The 17,084-nt window shown below is 49.7% G+C and carries 13 protein-coding genes, 1 tRNA gene and 2 pseudogenes; 13 read left to right on the top strand and 3 right to left on the bottom strand.

Annotation, left to right across the window (positions count from 1 at the left end; genetic code table 11):
* The first annotated feature begins 23 nt into the window (after positions 1–23).
* From C1N56_RS14260 to C1N56_RS14245, 4 genes and pseudogenes are all read left to right on the top strand, one after another.
* Positions 24–100 (top strand) — tRNA-Arg (locus C1N56_RS14260).
* 165 nt (positions 101–265) lie between these two features.
* Positions 266–1,492, top strand: coding sequence for a tyrosine-type recombinase/integrase (locus C1N56_RS14255; protein WP_394516794.1), 1,227 nt, complete (start codon positions 266–268; stop codon positions 1,490–1,492).
* A gap of 144 nt (positions 1,493–1,636) precedes the next feature.
* On the top strand, positions 1,637–2,422 hold the full coding sequence (locus C1N56_RS14250; protein WP_394516793.1) for a hypothetical protein: 786 nt from the start codon (positions 1,637–1,639) through the stop codon (positions 2,420–2,422).
* A 207-nt stretch (positions 2,423–2,629) separates the two neighbouring features.
* Positions 2,630–2,812 (top strand): annotated as a pseudogene (locus C1N56_RS14245) (helix-turn-helix transcriptional regulator); the annotation flags it as partial.
* 304 nt (positions 2,813–3,116) lie between these two features.
* Here the strand turns inward: C1N56_RS14245 and C1N56_RS14240 are convergent.
* Positions 3,117–3,296 (bottom strand): hypothetical protein, encoded by a 180-nt coding sequence (locus tag C1N56_RS14240; RefSeq protein ID WP_264249170.1) that lies wholly within the window; start codon positions 3,294–3,296, stop codon positions 3,117–3,119.
* 491 nt (positions 3,297–3,787) lie between these two features.
* On the opposite strand from C1N56_RS14240, the gene C1N56_RS14235 reads away from it, so the two are divergent.
* The 3 genes and pseudogenes from C1N56_RS14235 to C1N56_RS14225 all read left to right on the top strand — a co-directional run.
* Positions 3,788–4,156 (top strand): hypothetical protein, encoded by a 369-nt coding sequence (locus C1N56_RS14235; protein ID WP_275027875.1) that lies wholly within the window; start codon positions 3,788–3,790, stop codon positions 4,154–4,156.
* 245 nt (positions 4,157–4,401) lie between these two features.
* Positions 4,402–5,886, top strand: a complete 1,485-nt coding sequence (locus C1N56_RS14230) for a DNA primase family protein (RefSeq protein WP_394517482.1) — start codon at positions 4,402–4,404, stop codon at positions 5,884–5,886.
* Positions 5,887–6,396: 510 nt separating this feature from the next.
* A pseudogene (locus C1N56_RS14225) lies at positions 6,397–6,732 on the top strand (winged helix-turn-helix domain-containing protein); the annotation flags it as partial.
* A gap of 393 nt (positions 6,733–7,125) precedes the next feature.
* On the opposite strand, the gene C1N56_RS14220 reads toward C1N56_RS14225, so the two are convergent.
* Both C1N56_RS14220 and C1N56_RS14215 read right to left on the bottom strand, forming a co-directional pair.
* Entirely contained in the window at positions 7,126–7,782 is a 657-nt protein-coding gene (locus tag C1N56_RS14220; protein WP_394516792.1) for an SDR family oxidoreductase, read from the bottom strand.
* A 1,162-nt stretch (positions 7,783–8,944) separates the two neighbouring features.
* Positions 8,945–10,216 carry a diguanylate cyclase domain-containing protein gene (locus C1N56_RS14215; protein ID WP_394517481.1) on the bottom strand — a complete coding sequence of 424 codons (1,272 nt, stop codon included), beginning with the start codon at positions 10,214–10,216 and terminating at the stop codon, positions 8,945–8,947.
* 763 nt (positions 10,217–10,979) lie between these two features.
* On the opposite strand from C1N56_RS14215, the gene C1N56_RS14210 reads away from it, so the two are divergent.
* The 6 genes from C1N56_RS14210 to C1N56_RS14185 all read left to right on the top strand — a co-directional run bounded on the left by C1N56_RS14210 (position 10,980) and on the right by C1N56_RS14185 (position 17,082).
* Positions 10,980–11,246 carry a host cell division inhibitor Icd-like protein gene (locus C1N56_RS14210; protein ID WP_315975543.1) on the top strand — a complete coding sequence of 89 codons (267 nt, stop codon included), beginning with the start codon at positions 10,980–10,982 and terminating at the stop codon, positions 11,244–11,246.
* 841 nt (positions 11,247–12,087) lie between these two features.
* Positions 12,088–12,648, top strand: coding sequence for a winged helix-turn-helix domain-containing protein (locus tag C1N56_RS14205; RefSeq protein ID WP_394516791.1), 561 nt, complete (start codon positions 12,088–12,090; stop codon positions 12,646–12,648).
* Between the two features lie 271 nt (positions 12,649–12,919).
* Positions 12,920–13,378 carry a hypothetical protein gene (locus C1N56_RS14200; RefSeq protein ID WP_394516790.1) on the top strand — a complete coding sequence of 153 codons (459 nt, stop codon included), beginning with the start codon at positions 12,920–12,922 and terminating at the stop codon, positions 13,376–13,378.
* Positions 13,379–13,588: 210 nt separating this feature from the next.
* Positions 13,589–14,317: a DUF1120 domain-containing protein gene (locus C1N56_RS14195; RefSeq protein ID WP_394516789.1), complete on the top strand. Its 729-nt coding sequence runs from the start codon at positions 13,589–13,591 to the stop codon at positions 14,315–14,317.
* A 37-nt stretch (positions 14,318–14,354) separates the two neighbouring features.
* Entirely contained in the window at positions 14,355–16,730 is a 2,376-nt protein-coding gene (locus C1N56_RS14190; RefSeq protein ID WP_394516788.1) for a fimbria/pilus outer membrane usher protein, read from the top strand.
* Positions 16,699–17,082, top strand: coding sequence for a fimbria/pilus periplasmic chaperone (locus tag C1N56_RS14185; RefSeq protein ID WP_394516787.1), 384 nt, complete (start codon positions 16,699–16,701; stop codon positions 17,080–17,082). Before C1N56_RS14190 ends, C1N56_RS14185 begins: the two co-directional genes overlap by 32 nt.
* Positions 17,083–17,084 lie beyond the last annotated feature (2 nt).

The raw sequence follows: 17,084 nt of genomic DNA, 5'->3' as shown, positions 1-17,084 counted from the left end.
GTATAATCCGACGCATCTTCTATGCGCCCTTAGCTCAGCTGGATAGAGCACCGGCCTTCTAAGCCGTAGGTCACAGGTTCGAATCCTGTAGGGCGTGCCATTCTCTCTTCTTCTAGCATCTCCTGAAGTCTACAAAATCCCTTAAAAACAAGCATTTTATCTAAATCAGCGTCTGCTGAGGCATAGCCTTATCTGCTGGAATCTACATCATTCTGGGGGTACATTTGGGGGTATCTCCCGTTCAATGAAATGAGATACCCCCAAAATGAAGCTAAACGCCCGTCAGGTCAGCGCTGCCAGACCCAAAGATAAACCCTACAAACTGTCCGATGGCGGTGGGTTATATTTGCTCGTTCATCCCGGCGGCTCACGTTACTGGCGGCTGAAGTACCGCTTCTCAGGCAAAGAAAAACTGTTATCACTGGGGGTATATCCTGAGGTCCCGCTTGCTGATGCCCGGGCAAAACGTGACGAGGCGAAGCGCCTGCTCGCTGCAGGACAGGATCCGGGCGAGGTTAAACAGGCTGAAAAGCAGGCACAGCGTGTAGCCGTCACCAACAGTTTCGAAGAGCTGGCTCTGGAGTGGCATGCGCACAAGCGTGAGGGCTGGTCTCAGGGCTATGCGGACGACATTCTCGAATATCTGCGCAAAGATGTTTTCCCCTGGATTGGCAGGCGTGCCATTACTGAAATCAAAACGACCGACATGCTTTCCGTACTGCGTAAGATGGAACAGCGTGGCGTTCTGGATAAGCTGAAGAAAACCCGGCAGGCATGCCGACAGATTTTCACCTATGCAGTGATTACCGGCAGGGCAGAACAGAATCCTGTTACCGATCTCGCCGGCGCACTGAAAGCGCCAAAGCAAAAGCATTTCCCTCATCTCACCGCTGACCAGTTAGGTGACTTCCTGCGCGCGCTCAGCGGCTATACAGGCAGCAGAGTGACGCAGTATGCCACAAGGCTGCTGATGCTGACCGGCACGCGCACGATTGAATTACGGGCGGCTGAATGGGCTGAATTCGATCCGGATAAAGCCCTGTGGCAGATTCCGGCGGCGCGAATGAAGATGCGTCGCCCGCATATCGTTCCGCTGTCCAGTCAGGCGCTGGCTTTGCTTGAAGAGCTAAAACAGCTGACCGGGCGCGGTCGCTTTGTTTTTCCCGGGCGTAATGACGCAGGAAAAACAATGAGCGAAGCCAGTATCAATCAGGTGATCAAGCGCATCGGTTATCACGGAAAAGCCACCGGGCACGGCTTCCGTCACACCATGAGCACGATTCTTCATGAGCGGGGCTACAACACGGCGTGGATTGAAACGCAGTTGGCTCATGCTGATAAAAATACTATCCGGGGGGTCTATAACCATGCCCAGTATCTGGAGGGGCGCCGGGCAATGCTTCAGTGGTATGCCGACTTTCTCGAATCGCAGGAAAAGGCAACAACCCGAATTCCGGCAGGCATGCCTCAGAGTACGGATGGCTGGCTCTGAACGAACCCGTAGACCCATTGAGTAGACGATAGTAGACTTTATAAGAACAAAAAACAGCCAGCCAGTGTGGTGGCTGAAATCAGAAAACGTTTGAACATCTGCCCCCTCATCTACTCACTATCGCTGACGAATGCTGTGCGTCATATGCAAAAGATTAACTTCGAAGAACTGGATAAAGAACACGCTGAAGCCGTGCATTTCACGGATGCCATTGAGGTTATTGCTGAAGCCAGCAAACGCACAATGTGTGAGGGTGCACTGTTGATGGTGAGGGCTATGCGAGCCTTTAAAGGTGAATATCCTCATAACCTGTGTGAGTTTCGCTTTTACCGCTATTCGCGTGACCAGGGCTTTACATCCGATAAAGACCTGGAAAATAAAAGTTTAAAATTTCTCAGCAAAATTGCGAGCGGGTGTAAGTTTCCTCAGGCATCCGCTGGGTTTGGTTCCGATATTTATCTGGTGGACGGGTTCCAGATATACGAAGGGTTCTATTTCAAAAAAACAGAGCTGATCCTTTTTCTGCTCCATAATGACATGGCTGTTCCCGTCGAATTCTCCGACGGTCTCTCTGCTGCGATTAAGCTCTACGAGCAATATAAGAAACTGAGTCGTAAAGGGGCGGATAATGCATCAGCCGATCCCCTGTCGGCTGACGAAGCTATAACTGCTCTGGCCGCTGAGCCTGTGAAATGGGGGCGTTTCGCTGGTAAGGAAACGGCGCTGATGATGATTGCTGGTCTGGCTGTAGCTCTTGAACAATCCGGCGGTCGTTATTTGAGAGGGGCCAGACTGAACAAGAGTGCAGTCGTTGAAGCCGCGAGAAAGGCGATCAATGAGTATGGAAAGGGGACAGAGATAACCAGTAAAGCGATGACAGATTTACTCAGAGCGGCGCTGAAAAGCCATATTGTTAAAACAGAACCCTGAACACTTCCAGTTTCGGCCCATCAAGCCGGAGAGACTTCCAAAACTGTTTCTGCAGACTTCCAAATCGGCTTTCACTTCAGGAATGCCAGCAAAACACTTCCAGTTCGTTTGTTTACACTTCCAGTTATTTCACCTCTGCTTCCACATCTCCCTCTTTTTTCTTGCTGAAATAGTCCTGTAAACCACACGAGGAATCAGGAGGTCACTATGTCTGAATCACTTATCCGCCTGTCAGAAGTTCAGCGTCGCACGGGCTACAGCAAAGCCTGGCTGTATCGCCTGATGAGTGAAAAACGTTTCCCTTTGCCAGTCAAAATTGGCGCCCGCGCGATTGCGTTTATCGAAAGCGAAATCGATGCGTGGATCGAAGAACGCATCAATGCCTCACGCTCAGCTACACCACCTTCAAACGCCGATAAAACCCAACACAACGGGAGCGCAAATGCATGTAAATCCTCTTCTACACCTGAAAGAAAATAAATTGCGCGCTCTTGCGATGGATTAATTGCACTATCACCCTCGCTGTCGCGGCGGCTCTGATTAAAGACTGATTTGGAGCAAAAGAAATGATTGGTAAAAAAATGACTGCCTTAACTGGCAGTGCCCAGACTCACCCTTCATCCAGCCATAAGGCGGCTCCGGGGGACAGAGCAGAGAACATTGCAGTTATCAAGGCGGCCATTGCCAGAACTGGTCAGCCTTTGGTTTCTATACCTCTGGACTGGAGCTCTTTGCGAATGATGCGCTTTATCCATGCAGATACAGACGCATCGCCATCCAATTTGATTGCCTGTTTGATCCCGTCTTCTAAATTGGGTTCAACACGTAGCGCGATCTGCTTGTTACCCTTGGCTTTAATATCTTTGGTTGACACTTGTCTGACACCTGGTTACTTTTTAAGTGTTAATAAGTGTATGACACGTGCATACCAAAAGACAACGCCCCGACAGTGCTTGGAACCACTGTCAGGGCGTCTGACCAAACCGTTAGTTGGAGTAACAGTTATGGCTGTGAACAAGCATACCCAAACTCGCCCCAGATATCAGTATCGCTTCCTGACCGTTTCGCGTCAGGACCGGTCTGTATCCCCGCTCCGTCTCTGCGCCGGCGCCGGCTCAGAGCAGGATATCCGCTGCCTTGCCCTCTTTCCCGCGGACCCGCTGCCCGTTCAGGAGGCCCAAAATGCGTGAGCCCATGGATTTAGATCAGGCGGAATTTCAGGCCGAGATGGCCACCTCGCTGTTTGAGGTGATTATGGACAAGGCCTGTCAGGAATGTTCCCCCAGCTGCGGCATCTCATCAGCCTGGCCTGCGACATCAACTTTGAGATTTACCGCGCGCTCAGGGCTGACGGAGGAAAGCACCATGATCAGTAACGTGAAGTTTAACGAGCTGGCCGGCCGGGTGGAGGCGCTCACTGCGCGCGTCGGGGATCTGGAGGCCAGCCTGAACGCGCTGGTGGATTCACAGGGCGGCACCATTCCGCCCGGCATGGCGCCGGTCAGCACGCTGGCGGCGGAGTTTGGCATCTCGACCAAAAAGGCGGAGGAGCTGGCAAAAAACGCCGGCGTGATGCTGGTGCGGCACAGGGCCGGAGGTTACCTGGTGCCGGACGAGAAATTCCGTGAAGCGGCCCGTCTGGTGCTGCGTGCGGCCAAACGGAAGTACGGCTCGGCGTACTGGTACCACCCGCTGATTGGCAAATTCCAGATGAGCGGAGGGATACCGAAATGAGCGTGACGGAAACGGAAACCCTGTCTGACGCGCTGTTCACCTGCATCTACCTGTGGGTGAATGGGCATCCCGTTGATAAAAAAGCGGCCCGTGAGGCCGCCTCACGGCACCGCGATAAACATTCCTGCTACGGCCGGCTGGCGCAGAAAATGAAAGACTTTGTGCCGGGCAGCGGCATGAGCTATGAAGCCCTGTGTGAGGCAGGCTTCTGCCAGACAGACGCAAAGAAGCAGCGTCAGACGCGGATGAACCTGATTGCCGGTTACACGGGCGGGGAGGCCGTTAAGTCGCTGCTGTGTGATTCAGAACGTATTAACCGCCTTTTTCCCGCCGGTAAAGAGCAGCCGGCAGCTCCCCGCCAGGCGGGGCTGTCCCTTTCCCAGATGGGGCCCAGCCAGCGCGGCGGGGTGCTTCTTGAGCATTACAGCGGGCAGCTGGCGCTGGATGCTGATTCAGACGTGGTGCATCACTATAACGGCATCGTCTGGCAGCCGCTGAGCGACCGGGCGCTGGCGCGCCAGATGGCGGCCATTTTTATCGACAGCGAAACGGCCTATTCCATGCCGGCCATGAAGAATGCCGTCGACGCCATGAAGCTGAGCCTGCCGGTGATGGGAGCGCCGTCCCGCCATCTTGTCGGTTTCCGTAACGGGGTGTTCGACACCCGGCAGGGGATTTTCCGCCCGCACGACCCCGGTGACTGGCTGCTAATCGCCAGCGACGTCACCTTCACGGCGGCGGTGCAGAACGAGACGCTGGCCGGGCACGCGCCTGTTTTTCAGCAGTGGCTGAACGGGTGCGCCGGGCATCATCCGCGCAAGGCCGACCGGATACTGGCCGCCCTCTATATGGTGATGGCCAACCGCTACGACTGGCAGCTGTTCCTTGAGGTCACGGGGGCGGGGGGAAGCGGGAAAAGCGTGATGGCCGAAATCTGCACCATGCTGGCGGGTAAGGGCAACACCGTCTCAGCCAGCATGGCCGCGCTGGAGAACCCGCGCGAGCGCGCGCTCATCGTGGGGTACTCGCTCATCATCATGCCGGACATGACCCGCTATGCCGGCGACGGTGCCGGCATCAAGGCCATTACGGGCGGGGACAAGGTGGCGATCGACCCCAAGCACAAGCCACCGTACTCCACGCGCATCCCGGCCGTCATTCTGGCCGTCAACAATAACGCCATGACCTTCAGCGATCGCAGCGGGGGCATATCGCGGCGCCGGGTCATTTTTAACTTTTCACGGGTCATCCCGGAAGACGAACGCGATCCGCTGATGACGGCAAAGATAGAGGCTGAGCTGCCGGTCATCATCCGCCACCTTCTTACCCGCTTTACGGACCAGCAGGAGGCGCGTCAGCTGCTGTCTGAACAGCAGACGTCCGGGGAGGCCCTGGCCATCAAGCGCGAGTGCGATTCGCTGGTGGATTTCTGCGGTTACCTGACGGCTTCACCGCAGTGTGACGGCATGTTTATCGGTAACGCAGAAATTGTTCCGTTCAGCCCGCGTCGCTATCTCTATCACGCCTACATGGCTTACATGCGGGCGAACGGGCTGAGCAAGCCGGTATCTCTGACGCGCTTCGGCACGGACATGCCCGGGGCCATGGCTGAGTATGGTAAAGCGTATCTTCGCAGGAAAAGTACCAAAGGCCATATGCGCTCTAACCTCACGCTCAGCCAGGATGCTGAAGCGTGGTTACCTTTTGCTGCCGGAGAACAGGAAAAATAAATAAATTAAAAAAGTGTCCACTACTCTCCACCTTTAGTGGTTTTCACTTCTATAACAATAACTTAATGGGTGGACAGTTAATTATTAACTCTCCACCCATTATTTATATATTTATTTTAAAACAAAGAGTTAAGGGGTGGAGAGTCAGAGTGACAGTCTCCACCTTCCATCTGAAGTGCAGAAAGAACAGGTGGAGAGTCTGAGGAATGGGTGGAGAGTAGTGGACACTTGAATAACAACTATCCACCCATTAAAAGCATGAAAATAAAGTAAAAAAATCAAAAAGTGGAGAGGTGGAGAGTTAATGTACTATTCTTTTTTTTCGTGCGTTTAAAAACGTTACTGCTCTGAATTTTACGAATATCAGAGGCCTTTAGTGTCAGCCAGCTCAGAGACTGATGTAAACGGCAACGTCTGATGATTCAGGCTCGGTTTCTCGCTTTAAGCGTCTCAGAAAACTTAATGCTTATCACTGTCCCGCTGAAAGAGCTGATGACCCACTTATGCCCCGCCATCAAGCGCGAGTGTGATTCGCTGGTGGATTTCTGCGGTTACCTGACGGCTTCACCGCAGTGTGACGGCATGTTTATCGGTAATGCAGAAATTGTTCCGTTCAGCCCGCGCCGCTATCTCTACCACGCCTACATGGCTTACATGCGGGCGAACGGGCTGAGCAAGCCGGTATCGCTCATGCGGTTTGGCACGGACATGCCTGGCGCCCTTGCCGAACATGGAAAACTGTATGAGAAGAAAAGGACAAAGTAGGGCATGCGGTCAAACCTGCTGCTTACACCCGAGGCTGAAGAATGGTTGCCTTGTTGTACTGGTAAAACAGGAGAAAATTAAATTAATTAAAAAAGTGTTCACCAGTGTTCATCTTGCAAAAAAATGACTATTTATCATAAGTATAAGGGGTGAATACTTTTTCTTTAAGTATTCACCAGGTGTTCACCTGTTCACCTTTAAGCCTCCCAGGGTGACCACCAGGGTGAACACCTGGTGAATACTATTACTCAAAGTAGTCACCATTTAATTTTTTGATAAATAATATAAAAACAGCAAAGGTGAACAGGTGAACACTTAAACCACTATTCTTTTTTTTTCGTGCGTTTGAAAAACGTTGCTGTTCTGAATTTACGTATATCAGAGGCCTTTGGTGTCAGCCCGCTCAGAGACTGATGTAAACGGCAACGTCTGATGTTTCAGGCTCGGTTTCTCGCTTTAAGCGTCTTAGAAAACTTAATGCTTATCACTGTCCCGCTGAAAAAGCTGATGATCCACTGATGCCTCACCATCGACATAGAGGGTCTGGCCGGTTATAAAGCCGGCATACTGTGACATCAGAAAAGCAACAGTAGCCGCAATTTCGTCTGGCTTGCCAAATCGCCTCATTGGCACTCCCCTGAGATAACGCTCTTCACCTGTGCTGCCTGGCGGGTTATTCGCCCGAAAAAGCTTCGTTTCAGTCGGCCCCGGCGCCACCGCGTTCACCGTAATACCTGTCTGAGCGAGTTCCAGTGCCCAGTTACGGGGGAAGCTGATAAGAGACGCTTTTGCAGCGGCATAAGCTGTCCGTTCAACACTGCCAGGCACCGTCAGGCTGGAAATATTAATGATTCGCCCCCAGCCCCGGTCATTCATGCCGGCGAGAATGGCCTGTGTTCCCTGTACAGCGGGATAAAGATTGACGCGTATAACATCTTCGAAAGTCGCTAAATCTACATCGCCGAGACGCTGAGGTTTAACCAGACCCACATTGTTGACGATCCCGTCAAATGCGAATCGCTGACTTAACTCTTCGAAAGTCTGTTGTGTCTGCCTGGCGTTGGAAAAATCTGCGCTGATTAAGCTTGCAAATGTGATGACCCGGCACAAGGCACCACAGCAAAGAGTCATGCGATGTTGACCTGGGCTGAACGTAACTAACGGTGCTCAGCATGACAAAGTGAACGTTGAATCGCATTTCTTTTACCGCTTACGCTTGTCAAAATAAATAACGCTGCAAGAATGAACGGTGAAAGCAAAAAATATGTTTCACCCCACTTCGGCCCCTTAGCGGGCCTTTTTTGCGTCCAGTCCCCTCACTGCAAGGCATAACACACGTTGCCAGATTCAGGAGTATACCGGCCATAAAGCCGTTGTCCCGGAAGGTTAGTGCCGCTGGCCTGCCATCAGTTCATGAAAGTAAGAACTGAACGTTAGAGAAGATTTGATTTCTGACCGTCATCCCACTTACCGCAATGCGCCCTGAATCTGCGTTTTCATCCTCCAGTGGCTGATGCGTCCGGAGAGCAGTGACCGGCGTGTACTACGGCAGGCGGCCAATTATTACTGGAAGAGGAATCATCAGAGCTGAGAGATATAAGCATAAATGATGTCGTCGGGATGTACAGATAACGGACAAACGACCGGTCCAGCATACAGCGAATGTCTAAACCTGAGTTACCGTTTAAAACGCAGCATTTATTTGAGTGTTTTGCCCCAGAGAGAAAAGCGGGACGTATGAAAAATCGTAAATAATGGAGAGTCCCAGGCAACCTCCGGCATGGCGGCATTCGGGGATAGAACTGGACAGTTTTCATGCATGGACTATTATTCAGATACCATGCCGCAGTGATAAGCATGATGGACCTTCAGTACTCTCTTTACAGCCCGCTCAGCGCGGGTTTTTTTTGCGCTGCCTGTTTTTACGCTGAAGATTTTCACTCCCACCTGTCACATAAAAAAACGCCTACTATCCGCCCCAGCCCGGACAGGGGAGTCGGATGATTATGGCAACATTCACCTGTTAGGCAGTTCATCCAGTCAGACGTTTCCCCGTATCAATGTGATGCTGTGATAATTACGGGCCAGCCATGGCAGGTCCGGCTGGTGGGTTATCCTGGTTTTGCATGTGCATTTAAGCGTGTGTGTTAACCACCATTGTTAAGACAGGAGGCGGGAGGTCACCGTGACCCCCCGTAGTTAAATCAATGCGTTTTCTCGCCGTCTTGTTGCTTGTACGTTGCGAAAGGGCTCTTCTGCAGAGGAGCTGAGTGGCAGGTACGAATCAGGGATGTCAGTCTGACTTCTGCACATTCGTAATCTGTGGCGCAGCATCAAAAAACTGATAAGACCCATCACGACGTGCTTTCGCCTGGTACATCGCGACATCGGCGTTATCCAGTAACGTTTTTGCTGATGCCGTGCCGAATTGCGCAAGGCTGATGCCAATTGCGGCTCCCACGCGTACTTCCATTTTATTGATAGTGAAAGGTTCTGCCAGGCTCTCAATAATACGCTGGGCAATGGAGGATGCCGCCTTGCGGTTAGTGCACCTTGCGGCTATGACAAACTCATCGCCTCCCAGGCGCGCCACAGCGTCGCCCGGGCGCATGCATTGCTTGAGTCGCTTACTGACCTGTTGCAATAACGTATCGCCCGCGGCGTGCCCCATCGTGTCATTGACTGCCTTGAACCCATTGAGATCAAGAAAAAGGACGGTTGTGTAGTCTGCATCTTTAGGTTGTGCGAGCATCTGCTCAATTCGGGTATTGATCCACGCACGATTGGGTAACCCGGTCAGCATGTCGCGGGTTGCCATTCTCTCCAGCCTTTCCATCCGCTCTTTATCGCGAGTGATATCACGTGAAACCAGCACTGCGCCGATGTTCCTGCCCGTCGACGGGTTACTGACACCGCAGGCTTTGGTGCCAAGGGTAAGATAATAACCGTCCCGATGCCGTTTTCTGACCTCCACCACGTCTGGCAGGATACCTCCACTGAAGATGTGTTCCAGCGCTTCTGTCGCGGGGCCCCGATCGTCAGGATGCAGAAAATCAATTACCCTCTGCCCGTTCATTTCATCTGCTGACCAGCCCATCATTGCGCTGTATGACGGTGAGACAGATACGTACCTGCCGCTGGCATCACAATGGGCAATAAGGTCAGTGCTGTTTTCAATTAACAGGCGGTATTCTGCTGCCGTGCGCAGTGCGTCCTCAAGCGCTTTGCGCTGACCGGTTATATCCAGAATAAACCCCTGATAATGAGAGTAATCAGGCGAAGGCTGACAATGTGGCAGGCCAGAAAAAATCACCCGTCGCATTTTTCCGTCGAGACAGCGGATCGGTACTTCAATATGAAACGGGGCAACGCCTTCAAGCGCAGCCGTTAATTGCTGCGCAATTTTTGCATCATCGTCTGCCTGCGCAAACTTCAGCCATGCGCTGAGCGTGACACCTTTCAATGCGGGTATCAGACCTTCAGGGTATTCCTGGCTGGTAATGCAAACGCCCTGGTCGTCCGTGGTCCAAACAGCGGAAAAAGTTGATGTGATAACAGTGTCCAGGATGATCGTCTCCGATGTTTGTTGACGAAACTAAACGCGCTCAATTTCCGTCAGTGCCGCCGTCGGTAACCCGCATTGCTGCCCCGAAAACCAGATGGGAAGAGCAGGAGGATTTTTCGTTATGTGACGCTCCGGCAGGAGCAATGACGTATTCTGCATTCTGTTTGCTCACTCTTGCAGCCGTAAATTCTACCCGCAGTGATGAGTGAGAGTGAGTTGTAGCGCACTATACGTTCAGGTGATGTGACTTACATTATCGGCGCATGTGGAAACAACCTTTAACGGCACGACCGTAGACTATAACCGGACTCTCAGGAGATAGATATTCACCCCCATGGTTAATTATCATTAGGGTGATCGTCGTACAATATCTGGCTGATTCGTAAATGATTGGCCGGCTGTACCGTTAAGGCACTGCTTTTGAGCCCCATTAATAAGCGGGCGCGCATCAACTGGGTGCCCGCGGGCAGGGAAGGATCCCTGTGACACAATCGTTGGCGGAAATTGTTACTTTCAATAGGACCTGTGGGATACCGTCATCACTATTACCCCTGTGCTAGCGCCTGGTGTTAGCAATGCCTTGGAAACCTGCATCGATTTGCACCCGATGTCATCATCAGACTTCAGTGCTTCAGTCCTGTTCGAATCAGCAACGTGCGTCTGATTTTTTGACTTTCGCGGGAGGGGGCTGGGGTGATTTTATTCCAGGGAGTCGATACCATAAACCCAGTACACGTGATTCAAAACAGTGACGCTTGCAGGTATGGCCATCGCCATCAGGCCAATTGTCCGACCGTTAACCGGAGCAACCGTTGTGGTTATGAACAAACCTACCCAGACGCGCCCTAAGTACCAGTATCGCTTTCTGGCTGTCTCACGCGAGGACCGGTCCGCTCCCCCGTTCCGTCTTTGTATTGATGCGGATTCAGAACAGGAAGCCCGCCGCATTCTGGCCCCATACTTTATCCTTTCTTTGTTGGGGCAGCAGCCTGCAGATGAAGGGGAAATGTGTAAGTCCATGAATTCCTGATTTGTCATCCATTTCCTGCACGACCTTATGGTGGTGCGTCAGGTATACATAATGATTTCAGGAGCGACCGGATAAAGAAAAGGAAAAACTCAGCTGCTGCAAAACCGCGCCTGAAAGATCAGGTGGCGCAGCATAATGCATCAGTGAAACAGGCGTGGCGGTGCCACTTGTATCACCTTTAATAAGAAGGCTGACTCTGCTATTTTTTTCGTGTCAACGTGTTTCTGGCGTACTGCGTTGCGTGCTGAGCAGTGCAATCCTACCGGCTTATGCATCTTCGATTCAGTGAACATTTCCTGATTCAGGACATTTTTCTCTCTCCTCCATCTGCTGTTCAAATTCTGTAAGTCAATCATTATCATTTGTGGTGGCGACATCCCGAAACGATCGGTCTGTATCTTCCGTTCCGTTTAGGCATTGATGCCTGCTCAGAGCAGTAAAATCACCGCCTGCCAGCCCTTTACTTCATCGTTAATGACGCCTGCCAATTCAATTTTTTGGAAACTTTACTTCTCTGCGCAGGGTATACAGCCTGACATAATGGACATACGCATGATGAAGGGGGCGGGGTGACCTTAAAATTAATGATTGAACCACTATGTAGTGACGATATTACCTGTGTATTTAGGAAGAAAATCAAATTCGTTTCAGATGGTCAGCATAATTCTGACTTATTTAGACACTCCTTTATATTTTATGCGATGTTTTTCTATGACAAAATAATGACTTTATGACCACGTTGATATGCCTGCGGGAGACGTAAGAATGCGTCATCAGAAACTGGCGCAACCTGCAGCGTGTGAGTTAAAGCTTAGTGAGATTTTTTTCCAGAGGAGGAGGGATGAGCAGGAAAATCATTATTAATAGTGTGGTGGATTTCGAGCCGGAGAAAAAAAGAATTTCGGGTAAAAAGGGAACATCCAGTCTGAGCGCCTCGGCTGCACTATGTTTCGAACTTCTTATTGATAATGTCGGGGATCTGGTAACGCACGATCAGTTCTATGATTATGCCTGGCGACGATTTGGTATGGAACCAACCTCAACATCTCTTTATCAGAATATTTCAGCACTGCGTAAGTCGCTCATTAAGGCCGGTCTGCAACAGGATATAATCAGAACGATGCCGCGAAGAGGATTTCTTTTATCTCCCCTGACGCAAATTAACCGGACAGAACCAGAACGGATTGTGGTTGATGATGTTAATGCTAAAGAAATGACCATGGAAGATAAAAAAGAAAAGGATGATTTTATAAATTTTAATGTTGTCGCTGAAATGGAACCATCGAAAACTGTTCTGCCATTGAAGAGCGAAAGTCATGTTGTAATGTGCAGGAACAGTAAAGTGGGGTGGATGTTAGCGTGTCTGTCAGGGATGGTTATCGGGGAATTACCTATTATATAGATTTAAACATGTATGTTCCCCCTGTATTTTCTGAAAAGCCGGTTTATTACAAAGGATGTGTCATTTACTCTAATAATAAAAATGATTTCGAAGGGGGTGAAATGTTCAGGCTTGTTGATGACCTCAATCTCAGGTGTGAAAATAACCGTTATGCTTACCTCACCAGTTACAGGTTTTCCGATAGAGTTTCACTGGTTATCTGCCGAAATCCCTTAAATGATAAAATACCCTCAGAATGCTACTCCTTATACTACATTGAGGATATGCGGAAATGAAAAAGATAATTTTCTTCGTGGTTTCGGGAGTGGCGACCTTCTTTTGTATGTCGTATGGTGGAAGCCATTTTGTACCGGAAAAATGTCATGCGGAATTTTCTTTCATAAGAGGTGACGACAAACTCAACCTGGTGACATTTCAGCATCTCTTTTCCGGGGTTGGCACAGTATCTGTTTCGGGGGTTTTGTCTAAAAGGGGAAAAACGGTGGGCTACATCAGCAAGACAATCAGTTTTTCCTATGAAAAAAAAGATAATGTTTATCTTGCTACATCCAGGGTCATTTCCGTTTCACCTCAGATGTCGCTTAGTCGGGAAGTGGAAAAGGAATGGTTCCCCTCTTTCTTTTATGATGTGGGGCAAACGCTTGTCTGGACTTCTCGTCCTGTCACTCACCATAGCTCACTAATCTTTACCAGTACAACACCGCTTTTTGTTTGCGAAAAGATACATTGATTAACGAAGGGGCCCCTGACAGAAAAATTTTCTCGTACAGTCATGGGGCGCCTCTTAAATAACTTCATCACGTTCTGAAAACTACATTTTTTAACAGAGAAATTGGTTGTAACCTATTGAATTTAATTGTTTTATTTTATTTAATTTTTATGAATATATTATAACTACTCTCAGTTCTCCCAGCCGGTTAAAGTCCTCCATGAAATCAACTTGCAGGAATACACTTGCAGAAAAATACAGGGGGTCATTGTCATTATGTGTTTAAAACGGTTCGTTGCTTTTAGTGTTACAGGTAGCTTCTTATTTGCTAATTCGTCTTTTGCCGCCATGGATATCAATGTTCATGGTGCTATTTCGCCAAATGCCTGTACAGCCAGTATCATTGGCGGTGATTCTCTGGACTGGGCAACGACTCAGCATGAGAATCTTAAACAGCATGATTTTAATACTTTGCCAAAAAAGCAGGTTACGTTGCAGGTAAGCTGTCCATCAGCGCAGAGTGTCGCTTTCTGGGCTACAGATCCTAACGAAAATAGCGCCTTGGAGGGAATGGATACTTCTGGAAAGGTAGGTCACATCGCCAAATTGCGTGTTTTTGGGCTGGGCCTGGATCCTGTAACCCAAAATAAGATAGGAAACTTCACCCTTTCTCCGGTTTCTTCGACAGTCGACGGTGTGACTAACTCCACCTCAGTCGGATATCAGGTCAGCGGTTCACACAATAATTCTATTTTCTCAAGAATTCTGAGTTCACAATGGAGTTACAGTAAAGCTGAGGACTGGACGCCATGGGATGAAGCGGCTAATAAGCCTGCGGTGGGTAAGTCAATTTCGTGGTTGCTGGACATCGAGCCACAACTGAATAAAGGTGAGCTGATTAGCAATGCGCAGAAGATAGAGTGGCAGGGAACAGCGCAGGTTAACGTGCGTTACTTCTGACTGGTCGAATTAAAGAACGCAGGCATCTCTTCAAGGGATGCCTTATATTAAAATGCCTAATAAATTTCTATCTATTTATATTTGTGCCTGCTTTCTTTGGGATGCCAACGCCTGGGGTGACGTTTTACATTTTGACGAAAATCTTATTGCTGCAAACGGCATATCCTCTGAGCAACTAAATGACGCGTTAAATCGCTATGTTTTACCTGAAGGTTACAGGAAGGTTGAGGTTTACATAAATGGATTTTACATCGCTTCAGGAGGAATTCATTCGATGAGCGGGTTGTTGATATTTACACGCGCAGTGAAATCAAAGCTGAGGATTAAAGATAGTGCATGGAGGAAATACGTCAGGGGTAAGCGCGAGGCTGGTTATTTTTTGGATGAGAGGGTTCGCTATAAATTCGACCGCTCTGATAACGCTTTGCGCCTCATTGTGCCGGCTGATTTGCTTGAAGAGCCTGCTGATAAAGCGAGATTTCGTGGAGGGCGCGGCGCTTTCATCAACTACAATACCTACGCCTATCGCTATTCCAGCGTTTCCGGAATGTTCAGCAGTCTTAATGCCGACTATGAGGCAGGAGGCAACGTGAATAATGCGATAATTCGGGTGCATGGAAACTACAGTCAGTACCGGAGTAAAAACGTATCGTCTTCAGTCAACCAGGTGCGTGATGGCTATATTGAACGGGATTTTAACCGTGTGAGAATTCGTGCTGGACGTACAATAGTCAATGACGGTGGATTCGGAACAGGTTACGTTGATGGTGCAATCGTTTCTTCTGCCGAGGGAAACGCGTCTGCATATATTAATTTTTCCTATGATGCCCCTGAAGTCCTCACGGTGGAGTTCTGGCAAAACAATTTGCTTCTCTGGAAACAAATCATTCAGAAGGGGCACGCTGAACTGCGTAATATTCCGGTTGCCGGGTTCAGCAGTGATGTTACGGTGCTGGTTAAGCGTCAGGATCAGGTTATCTATTCACAGATAATTTCCCGCGGCCAGATTACCACAAACAGATACGGCATGACCGGCTACTACGCCTTTTCAGGGCGTGCAGTGAGTGGGTCCCGACTGATAGTGAATGGCGTGGGGTTCAGCAAGGCACTGGGAAAAAATATGGCTCCCTCTGTGGCCATGGTTACATCGGGAAAGTACCGGGGCCTGGCAGTCAGCAACACAACTTTTTACAAGGGATTGTTCTCCACGATGTGGCTGACGGGAGTACAGAATGAAAGAGGGCAGCGCAGTCTGAGTCTGAACGTTACAACCAACCATAAAAATACCAGTCTGAGCTATAGCGTTAACAGTCGTCACTTCAGCTATGTGGGAGAGGCGCAACAGGCACATTACCGTTCCGGGCGGAGCAGCATCAGCCTTACACAAACTCAGCCCTTATCAGACAGGATAACGGGGAGTGTCTCACTTACGCATTATCGATTTTATCGTGCACACAGCAATGATGCAGTTTCGGTCAGTCTGAACTACTCCGCTGGTATGGCTTCACTGGGAATAGGGCTGTCGTATATGTCCCCTGTGGCAGGCCGTTCTGTCAGGGACAAAGTCAGTACGAATTTGTCACTCAGTATTCCGTTTAGTTTTAAAAAACACAGTGCAAACTGGCGTAGCCAGTATTACAGCTACGCGAAAAGAAGCCGATTCTCGAACTCACTGAGTGCACAGGTTACGGACCGATATACCGTCACTGCCAGCCACCAGCGGGTATCCGGGAGGACGCGATCCGAGTCTTACATGCTGGACAATAACGTCAGTACGCCCTATACCGCAGCGGATGTTTCACTGTCACAGGGCAACGACAGTGGGAACTCATCCCGGATGACCGCGGTATCTCTGTCGGGATCCATCGCAATGAGCAGGAAAGGCGTTATCTTTTCTCCGGGGCGAATCAGTGACACCTGGGCCGTGGTGGATACTGGTGTGCATCGATATCTGAAAGTGTCGTCGCTCCGAAACAGTGTTGTGACGAATCATGACGGAAAAGCAATCATTACTTCTGTGGCGGCAGGCAGTGCTGACTTTATACGCGTATATCCGGAAGGATTGCCGCCTGGCGTTATTATTAAAAATAACGTCAGGGAATTTTCTGCTGAGCGGGGGGCAGTACCTTTTTTTGATTTTCATGTGGTAAACAACCGTTCCTTATTAATGCGCTGGAAAAGTAAACCTGCATGGATACAACAGGACGATCTATTTTACGATGCTGCCGGAAAACTGATAGCCCGGTTTATTGATAAGGACATTCTTCTGATTAATGAAAATGATGTCAACGAGCTTCAGAAGTCAGGTATGTATTCACCAGCCAGAATAAATGTGCAGTGCAGACTCACAAGATTTAATCTGAAAAAACAGGAAAGTATCAATGATGTTATCTTCAATTGTAATGGCGCGTAGCCTTGCTGCGTCGGCGTTAACGGCAGCGGTTCTGTCCCATTCCGCCCTGGCTGAAATTACACCTTCATCCTCCGCTGTGATTATTGAAGCGGGTAAGAATGAAGCCTCTATCGATATAAAAAATAACGGTAATAAAAGTGTACTGCTTTACAGTAAAATCAGAAAGCTACCCGATGATGATCTGGCGTATGGCACCCTGTTTACCGAACCGCAGGCTATTCTTGTGGCGCCGGGTGATACACAAAGTATTCGCATCATTTACCGGACCAACTCCCCTGACAGTCATGAGCATATTGCCCGGGTCGTTTTCACCGGTCTGCCCCTCAGGATGAGGTCAGTGAAGGTAAGATAAAA

This window comes from Pantoea sp. SGAir0175, assembly GCF_043547855.1.
Note: the sequence above shows the minus strand (reverse complement) of the source record. Positions and strands in the feature narration are given on the sequence as shown.

Excerpts from the sequence above, each read along its gene's own strand:
- C1N56_RS14230 (WP_394517482.1), top strand. The coding sequence starts at position 4,402 with ATGAACCTGATTGCCGGTTACACGGGCGGGGAGGCCGTTAAGTCGCTG.
- C1N56_RS14205 (WP_394516791.1), top strand. The coding sequence starts at position 12,088 with ATGAGCAGGAAAATCATTATTAATAGTGTGGTGGATTTCGAGCCGGAG.
- C1N56_RS14210 (WP_315975543.1), top strand. The coding sequence starts at position 10,980 with ATGGCCATCGCCATCAGGCCAATTGTCCGACCGTTAACCGGAGCAACC.
- C1N56_RS14250 (WP_394516793.1), top strand. The coding sequence starts at position 1,637 with ATGCAAAAGATTAACTTCGAAGAACTGGATAAAGAACACGCTGAAGCC.
- C1N56_RS14220 (WP_394516792.1), bottom strand. The coding sequence starts at position 7,782 with ATGACTCTTTGCTGTGGTGCCTTGTGCCGGGTCATCACATTTGCAAGC.
- C1N56_RS14255 (WP_394516794.1), top strand. The coding sequence starts at position 266 with ATGAAGCTAAACGCCCGTCAGGTCAGCGCTGCCAGACCCAAAGATAAA.
- C1N56_RS14200 (WP_394516790.1), top strand. The coding sequence starts at position 12,920 with ATGAAAAAGATAATTTTCTTCGTGGTTTCGGGAGTGGCGACCTTCTTT.
- C1N56_RS14235 (WP_275027875.1), top strand. The coding sequence starts at position 3,788 with ATGATCAGTAACGTGAAGTTTAACGAGCTGGCCGGCCGGGTGGAGGCG.
- C1N56_RS14185 (WP_394516787.1), top strand. The coding sequence starts at position 16,699 with ATGATGTTATCTTCAATTGTAATGGCGCGTAGCCTTGCTGCGTCGGCG.
- C1N56_RS14190 (WP_394516788.1), top strand. The coding sequence starts at position 14,355 with ATGCCTTATATTAAAATGCCTAATAAATTTCTATCTATTTATATTTGT.